Annotated in this window: 10 protein-coding genes; 8 read left to right on the top strand and 2 right to left on the bottom strand. The window is 66.2% G+C overall.

The window, feature by feature from the left end:
* Positions 1 to 227 precede the first annotated feature (227 nt).
* From ACTWP6_RS14680 to ACTWP6_RS14645, 8 genes are all read left to right on the top strand, one after another.
* Positions 228 to 842: a LuxR C-terminal-related transcriptional regulator gene (locus tag ACTWP6_RS14680; protein ID WP_443188059.1), complete on the top strand. Its 615-nt coding sequence runs from the start codon at positions 228 to 230 to the stop codon at positions 840 to 842.
* 93 nt (positions 843 to 935) lie between these two features.
* Positions 936 to 1,265 (top strand): hypothetical protein, encoded by a 330-nt coding sequence (locus ACTWP6_RS14675; RefSeq protein ID WP_260756554.1) that lies wholly within the window; start codon positions 936 to 938, stop codon positions 1,263 to 1,265.
* Between the two features lies 1 nt (position 1,266).
* Complete coding sequence (locus ACTWP6_RS14670) at positions 1,267 to 2,271, top strand: transglutaminase-like domain-containing protein (protein WP_260756555.1); 1,005 nt, start codon at positions 1,267 to 1,269, stop codon at positions 2,269 to 2,271.
* Positions 2,272 to 2,301: 30 nt separating this feature from the next.
* Complete coding sequence (locus tag ACTWP6_RS14665) at positions 2,302 to 2,877, top strand: hypothetical protein (RefSeq protein ID WP_443188058.1); 576 nt, start codon at positions 2,302 to 2,304, stop codon at positions 2,875 to 2,877.
* Between the two features lie 18 nt (positions 2,878 to 2,895).
* The gene (locus ACTWP6_RS14660; protein ID WP_443188057.1) at positions 2,896 to 3,621 is read left to right on the top strand and encodes a hypothetical protein; all 726 of its coding nucleotides are present in this window, start codon (positions 2,896 to 2,898) and stop codon (positions 3,619 to 3,621) included.
* Between the two features lie 12 nt (positions 3,622 to 3,633).
* The gene (locus ACTWP6_RS14655) at positions 3,634 to 4,218 is read left to right on the top strand and encodes a hypothetical protein (RefSeq protein WP_443188056.1); all 585 of its coding nucleotides are present in this window, start codon (positions 3,634 to 3,636) and stop codon (positions 4,216 to 4,218) included.
* Between the two features lie 3 nt (positions 4,219 to 4,221).
* Positions 4,222 to 4,701: a hypothetical protein gene (locus ACTWP6_RS14650; protein WP_260756559.1), complete on the top strand. Its 480-nt coding sequence runs from the start codon at positions 4,222 to 4,224 to the stop codon at positions 4,699 to 4,701.
* A 31-nt stretch (positions 4,702 to 4,732) separates the two neighbouring features.
* Positions 4,733 to 5,494, top strand: coding sequence for a M35 family metallopeptidase (locus ACTWP6_RS14645; protein WP_260756560.1), 762 nt, complete (start codon positions 4,733 to 4,735; stop codon positions 5,492 to 5,494).
* 8 nt (positions 5,495 to 5,502) lie between these two features.
* On the opposite strand, the gene ACTWP6_RS14640 is transcribed toward ACTWP6_RS14645, so the two are convergent.
* Together ACTWP6_RS14640 and ACTWP6_RS14635 are read right to left on the bottom strand one after the other, a co-directional pair.
* Entirely contained in the window at positions 5,503 to 6,225 is a 723-nt protein-coding gene (locus ACTWP6_RS14640) for a hypothetical protein (RefSeq protein ID WP_260756561.1), read from the bottom strand.
* 162 nt (positions 6,226 to 6,387) lie between these two features.
* Positions 6,388 to 7,671: a hypothetical protein gene (locus ACTWP6_RS14635; RefSeq protein WP_260756562.1), complete on the bottom strand. Its 1,284-nt coding sequence runs from the start codon at positions 7,669 to 7,671 to the stop codon at positions 6,388 to 6,390.
* Between the last annotated feature and the right edge of the window lie 50 nt (positions 7,672 to 7,721).

Raw genomic sequence — 7,721 nt, 5'->3', positions numbered from 1 at the left:
ACTTGCACCGGAAGTGCCTTTCTGAACGTGGGCTGATCGAAGTGTGGTAACTCCAATCATCCCAGCTCAAAGGGCACTTTCCTTACATCAACACCCTCCGAACAGGCGATTCATCGGTGGATCGAGGCTAAAGGGCAACACCAACGGGCAACCGGTCTGCGGCGATGGCCCGAAGGTACGCACCACAACCCAGTCCGGTGAGCCGTCGATGTTGGTTCAATGGACGGATGGATCGGAGGGTCGCCCTCTGGGTGGATGACTCCAACGCGATCTTTCGGCGGGGGCTCGCGGAGTGCCTGACCACGTCCGGTTTCGAGATCGTGGGGGAGAGCGCACATCTGACTCCGGCGCCGGATCTGGCCGCCGTCGAGATCCTGCTGCTGGAACTGGACGGCCCGGCCGTGTCGGCGGCACCCGACTTCGCCGCCGCTGGGACGAGGTGTGTGGGGGTGGCAGAGACCGGCTCGGTGGTGTTGATGGAGGGGGCCGTCAAGGCCGGATTCGCGGGGCTGTTGCTCCGTGCGGAGATCACCCCGGCCAGCCTGGTGGCCGCGTGCCGGGCTGTCGCCCATGGGTTGGGCTCGATACCGCCGTCGGTGCTGTCGCCCCTGCTGGGGCACGGGAACGGCGCAGGTTCACTGGGCGATCGTGGTGTGCTCGCCTGCCGAGAGCTCAGCGTGCTGCGACTGCTCGCTCAGGGCAGCACGACCAGGGAGATCGCGGGCGAGCTGTGTTATTCGGAACGCACGGTCAAGAACATCGTGCACGACACCCTCGCCAAGCTTCACTGCCGCACCCGGGCCGAGGCGGTCGCGGTGATGGCCCGGCAGGGTGCGCTATAAGCCGCACCGGTTGCCCCGAAGGTTGCCCGTCGGCCTCTCGTGAAGGGGGCAACGTCTGACTAGCGTCGGTCTCCGGAAGGTAGGAGGCCACATGTGCTCCAGATTCTGCTGGCAGGTTTCGGCGAGGTGGCACGGCGGGGGATCCGCGCGATCCTGTCGTCGCCGGAGCTGGTCATCGATGAATGCGCACTCGAATGTGTGATGACCGTCCTGGTCACCCGGACCCCGAACGCCGTGGTGATCGAAGCCGGGACACGCGATCTCACCCGTGCCGAGCGGGTCGCCGCGGCATGTCCGGCGGTCACCGTGGTGGCGTGTTCGGCCGACGAGGAGACGATCCGCATCTTTCCGAAGTTCTGCGGCGGGCAGTGCCGGGCGCAGCCCTTGAGCGCCGAAGCGCTGCGCGCGAGTGTGTGGAGTTGACATGAGCGTCGCGTGCGCCAACGGTACTGCGCTGGCCGAAACCGAAGCGCCACTGCGGATTACAACGACCCGAATCCCGTCGGGATCACGCGGAACGGATTGGACGGTCGAGCGGATCCGCTCGTTCATCCTCGACGGCGCCAAGGACTTCACGGTACGCCGGAGGGTGGTCGACATCCTCAGAGCTCAACGGATCCGCGCCAGGGACTATCTCGGCGAGATCAAGGCGCTGTTCGAATGGGTGCAGAGCAACATCCGCTACACCCGCGACCCGCACCGCGTGGAGCTGCTGCACTCGGCGCGCAGAATGCTCGAGCTGCGCGCCGGCGACTGCGACGACATGACCATCCTGCTCGGCGCCATGCTCCAATCCATCGGGCATCCGGTACGGATCGTCGTCATCGGCCCGAACCCTCGGCGCCCCAATCTCTTCACCCACGTCTACCCGGAAGTCCGGTTCCGGGGGCGCTGGATCGCCGTGGATGCCACGGTGTCACACCCTATGGGCTGGAAGCCCCGGGCGATCGTGAAGAAAGTCATCTCGCTGCAAAGGAGACCGGGCATGAGCCTGCATGACTTCGACGACGGCCTCGGCCAGTCGTATGGGGCCGCGGATCTGGTGGAGGCGGTGCGGACCATGGGTCTGCAGCCGCGCGATCCGCGGGTGAAGGAGGTTTGGGACGCACTGCGGGCGCGGGGGATGCTGTCCCGCGATCTTTGGGTGCGACGGCTGCTGCTGCGACTCTGGCGGCAAGGGCTGCCGCCGGGCAACCGGCCGCGCAGTGCGGGCCGGCTCGACGCCGTGATACGCGGCTCCGACCAGCCCGGGTACCAGGCACCGGCCGCGTCGGCCTTTTATCCCTCCGCTTACACCTCCGCCACGCCCTACTACCCCCGCGCGCGTTATTACCCGCTTCCTTCATTGTGGCGGCCGGGCTGGGTGCGGCCGCGGCCGGTGCCCGCGCCGGCACCCCGATACTACCGGCCGACGGTACGGCGGCACTGAAAGCCGTACAGAGAAAAGGAGATTCAGACCATGGCACGTGTGACAGGCGTCAAGGAGAAGCTGCACAGCCCCCTCTACGATGCCATTTTCATCAACGAGGGCGAGACGCTCGCGGATGTGATGCGAGATCCGAGCGTCATCCGGTTCTTCGTCGACGTCCAGAACAAGACCAGGCTGGAGACCAATCTGCAGGCGTCCGGGGTGCTTCCGAGCCTCAATACCTTCGAAGCCAGAGCCATGCGTGTAGTCATCAGCGGTCCGAACCCGGACCGCTACGACACCCGTGATCTGTTCATCCCTGAGCTGATCTACGGCTCGGTGGTCTCACTGCTGGTCGGTGAGAAGGAGGCCATCACCGCTCCGACGTACATGTTCCCGTCCGGCGCGGGTGTGCTCGGTGCCAGCGGCGAGATGCCGCTCAGTCACGGTGAGCCCGACCCGCTTTCGACGTTCCGATTCGCCGAGCCGGTGTTCATCGACCCGCAGCAGAACTTCCGTGTCGAGATGCTGTTCCCGCGCGGTGTCACTGCGCTGCTGCTCGACGAGATCGGCCCTCGGCATATTTGGGTGGTCCTCGACGGCTACCTGACCCGCGATGTGCAGTGACGGAAGACAGGGATGGCAATGGCTGACAACGGTCTTGACGGATTCGGTGATGAGGAACTGATGACCGTTCAGGGTTTGGACGACGTCGCAGACTACGGTGCGCTCTATCAGGCTCCGGACGGGTCACTGTTCCAGGTTCAGGGATTCGACGACGATCTGCAGGACGGTGCGGACGCGGTACCGGGTGAGGTACGGCTGGGCGACGACGGCAGGTTGTATCAGTGGGTGCAGGGTTACGACGGACTCGGTGACCCGGTCGGCTTCTGGTCGCTGCTCCCCGGCATCGCCAAAACGGTGCTGCCGATGGTGGCTTCCCGCGTCGTGCCCAGATTGCGGCGGTTCCTGGCGCCGGCAGTGCGGCCGGCGCCGGTCGTCCGACGGGCGCCGGTGGCGCCTCCACCCGTCACGCAGCAGGACCCCCAGGTTCCGGTGCCCGACGACACCGGCGAGGATCTGACGGGCTTCGCTGCGCTGTATCAGGCACCCGACGGGGGCCTGTACCAGATGCCGGGTGTCGGTGACGACGAGCTGTACGGCAGCGACGAACTGGACGGCAGCGACGAACTCGACGGCGACGACGATGAACTGCGCGGTACCGAAGGCTACGTGCGGGAGCCCCGCGGGGGTGTGTGCTCGTGCTCCGGCCTGCGGGGGATCGACGCGTATGTCCCCGCCGAGCCACCGCAGACCCCGCAGTTCGTGCGGCCCGTGAACGCGCCCGACATGTGGCGCCCGCTCTGGTAGGAGGCGGCTGACATGCAGGACGAACAGCTGGGAGCGGCACGGCTGCTCGGTCCGCGGCAGGAGCTGCGGACCAACGGGTGGGGAGCGCCCGTGCGGCTCAAAGAGATCCCCTATGACCACGTGGCGGTCTTCACTCTGGCCGGGCGACGGGGCGCGCGGGTCGAGGACGTCATCAACGTCTCCGTCGACGGCGTGTTCATCGCGACGTCGATCGGGTACAGCTTCGTGCCCGCCGAGCCGCCCGGGTCGGTGATTTTCAGTCAGCCGGATGTCAACCAGCTGTTGGCCGGACTCTTCACCGATCCGCGGGTTGGGATACGGGCGCTTGCGGCAAAGGTGTTCGGGATCGACTTCACCTACAGCATCATCGACAGCGGTACCGGCCGCGAACTGCAGAACCGGGCTATCCACAACACCGCCGGGCTCGGCAGCCCGGATGGTCGGCGCCCGTTCCGGCCGATGGCCAAGCCGATGCTGTTTCAGCCCCGGTCCACCATTCGGGTGGTGGTCGACGAGATTTCGGAGGGGCCGCTGTACCAGGGTGCACAGCTGTTCATCGCGCTGCACGGCTACAAGATCCTCGGCGCCGGGACATGACCGATGCCGGTGCACCAGGATTGCGGATGTCCGGGTGCAGGCCAGTGCGAGGTCTGCGACAACCCGCTTGACACGGCGCCGTTCGACAACAGCGCTGTGCTACCCGCCCCCGAACCGGGGCAGGAGATTGTGCTGGCGCGGTACTCGCTGCGGCCCCAATACTGCGGAATACTGCGCTACTTCATGCAATTCACCGACCGGTACGCTGCCGATCCGACCAGGATCCGCACACCGGGTTACCAATGGCAGATTCGTTCCGGGGCGTATCCGCTGGACCCCTATCTGACTTTCGATCACATCATCAATCCGTGGGGTTCTTCGGCTGTGCCGGTGGACATCCGGCTCGCCGAATCGGTAACCATCGAGTTCGTTGTCCGCAATGTCGGCGCCACCGGCACCGACATCCTGTCCGAGGTCGGCGGTCGGATCATCGGACGGCATTGGTACGACACCCGTTTCGGTGGCGCACCGCGGTTGCTGTGAGCCAATCACTGCACTGATTAAGGAGGCGGCCATGTATCTGAGCGATCAACCGGTGCCGGCCGGCATGCAGAAGCTGGTGCACCGGCGCAAAGCCGGACGTGTCGCGGCCGGAATGGCGGGGGTGAGCGCAGAGGATGAGCTGCTGGGCGCCCCGATCTTCGACTTTCCGGCGTGTGCTCCATGTCCGCTGCCGACGGCCGAACAGTGTCTCACCGCGCTGCGGCAAGCGATCGTTCGCGCGATCAGGCTGGCCAACAACGCAGCCGACAAGGTCGATGCCTCGATCAGCGTGGCGCCTGCTGCGCGGGGCGCGGATGCCGTACGCACCGCAAGGATCTTCCGCAGCTTCTTCGGACACGACCCGTCGCGGCCGGTCCCATGGGCCGGCAACGAGGCGTCGGGAGTCAGCGTCGCCAAACGATTGCGGGCGGTGGCCAGGGAGCTCGACGGTGGACGTCGCATCACCTTCGAATGCCGGCCGGCGGTGGCCGGATGCGCAGACAACGATCTGACGTGCTGCACACCGTGCGACAACGCCTGGGTGCATGCGAACGTCGGACGCAACACCGTGGTGCTGTGCCCGATGTTCTGGGCGGCCACCCGAGATATCCGGGCCGGGATCATCATCCATGAGATGTTGCATCTGCTCTACGGGCATCTCCGGGACGTCGGCGAGGGCAGGATCCGGAACGCGTGCTACGAGGCATTCGCGTTGCGGCTGGCGGGGATCACACCGGATCCGTTCGACGTCTGCAACTGCCGGGCCACGCCTTGCCCCGCGGCGGTCTGCTGACGCGCGGTTCACCTCTGGTAGGCGGCGGCGCTTCCCGGCGTGATCGGTCGCAGGGTCGTCGCGTCGACGACGATCTCGAACCGGTTGCCCAACTTGGACATCGTTATCTTCTGGATCGGTGGGTCAAACAGCGGATCGTTGGCCCAGAGCTCGCCGCGCGGCGAACGCCTGACCATCACCCAGTGCCGACCTCCGACGAGATCAGCCAAGACCGGTGAGCCCGCCCTGAGCGCGTCGAGCGCCCGCGCTCTGTCCACCGTGACGACTTTGACGTTGGTGACGCCGTATCGGTCTGCGAGGTCCTGGTTGTATTGCGCCAGCGAGCCCGGATCGGCCGAATGGCTCACGATGCGGCTAATCAGCAGTCGCGCCTCGGTCGGTGTGTCGCCCTTCGACTTTGCCGCAAGGATGTCCTTGTTCAACGCGGCGAGAACCTGGCGATAGGTCGGCTTGGCGATTCCGAATATCGACCGGAGTGCCATGCTCCGCGCGGAACCGAGGCAGAAGCTGCCCGCGGCCTCCGATCGGTCGAACTGCTGCCGCTGCGGTGTGAAGCGCCACGGGGTGCTGCGTCCGGAACGGCCCTGCGGGTCCTTCTTTGTGACCGGGAACCTGGTGTAGTTCAACGGAACTCCCGACTGGTTCTCGTACACCGTCTTCAAGTTCTCCAAGAATTCGGCTTCGCGCGCCCACAGTGAGAACCTGCCGAAGTCCCGGAGGACCGAAGCCACCGTATGTCCTTGCCGCGACTTCGCTCGGTGGCGGACGCTCTCGGCTTTCATCTGCCGTCTGGCGTGCCGGATCGCAGTGTCGATCGCGCTGAGCGGCGTGCGAACAGCCTGGCCGATCTCGGATACGGTGTGCAGGTACATCTGCTCCCTCGGCGAAAACGATTACGGCAGCTGGACTTCCACCCGGGTGCCTGCCTTGCCGGTGCCGAAGAGGATCACAATGCTGCGTACGCCTTGGGCGCGGCTGGGCAGGAACTTGCGCACGGTGAGCGCGATCCGCCGGATCTCACCGGCGATCGCCTTTCGGCTGCTCAAATCTCCTCGTCCGTACTGAGGCAGAGGCACTGTCACCGACGTCGCCTTGGCTTGGTGCGCGTGTTCGAGCTGCTCGGCGAGGCTCAACGCCAGCGCCTGGGCGTCGGGATAGGTTTGCGCTTCCTGCTCCGCGGCGTCGCGGGCGTACCGCGCCGCGGTCTCCTCGGTGGGTCCCGCGGTCTCCAGGGCTCGCCGTGTTCTGGTCAGACGTACCCGCACATGTGAGGGAAGCAGGGCTTGCGGACTGACCTGCTCCTTGACTGCGCGTTCGATGCGGGTCACCACGTCGACCGGCAGCACCGGGCCCGCCGGTCGGGGTGTGCGCTGCCCGGGCGCGCGTCGGGCACCCTGCCATTCGATCTGCACGATGTTGGGCGTGACCGGCTCCTGCCGTGGCGACGGCGGACTCGGGGGCGCTGCCGATGGCTCCGGAAAGACCTGTACCCCAGGAATTCCCGTCACCTTGCGGAAGCCTTCGGGAAACACCTCGCGGCCGATGTGAGCGACTGCGGCGGTCGAAGGACGATTCGAGCAGAAGCTGCTGCCGGTGTGCTCGGGGGTCGGCGAGTACAGGTCGATGTGAGCGTCGAACTCGTCTCGCGATCGCGGTGATCCGACCGAGATGTGCAGGCTGTCGGATTTCGAGATCTCCCGCAGCGTGGTCTGTCCTTTGTGCAGGCTCGCGCCCACACCTTGGGCCATGCAGAACCGGCCGGTCGCCATGAGGGATTGGATCAGTGCGTCGCCGGACTGTGCGGTGAAGTACACCGCCGGTGTGACCCCGGGAACCCGAAGTGCGCGATCGGCGACCAGGAACGGCGCCTCGCCGGCGGTGACCTTGACGATCCGCCGGACCTGAGGCCACACTCCGTATCGGCACATCCGATTGAAGATCGCGGTCAGTGCGAAGCGGATGTCACGGTCCAGACCGTCGAACCATTCGGCAGGCCTGGTCACCGACGCGGACACCACCCGCCTGAGATCGGCCGGTTGCTTCTCGAAGCGGTCGAGCGAGACCGCCGAACAGTCGGTCGGCGCACCCTGAGGCTGCCCCAGGCCGGCACTGGTCATGACGTACATGGCTGGTCTCCTGCCGCATTCGCCGGCCGCGCGCGATGCGCGTCCGGTCATGACGCCATCTTTCGCGCCGGACAAGGTGTGTCGGCAGAGGTGACAGGGCA

The organism is Mycobacterium sp. 4D054 (assembly GCF_052245755.1).
Lineage (GTDB): Bacteria > Actinomycetota > Actinomycetes > Mycobacteriales > Mycobacteriaceae > Mycobacterium.
The sequence above is the reverse complement of the archived record's forward strand: the minus strand, read 5'-3'. Positions and strand labels throughout refer to the sequence as shown.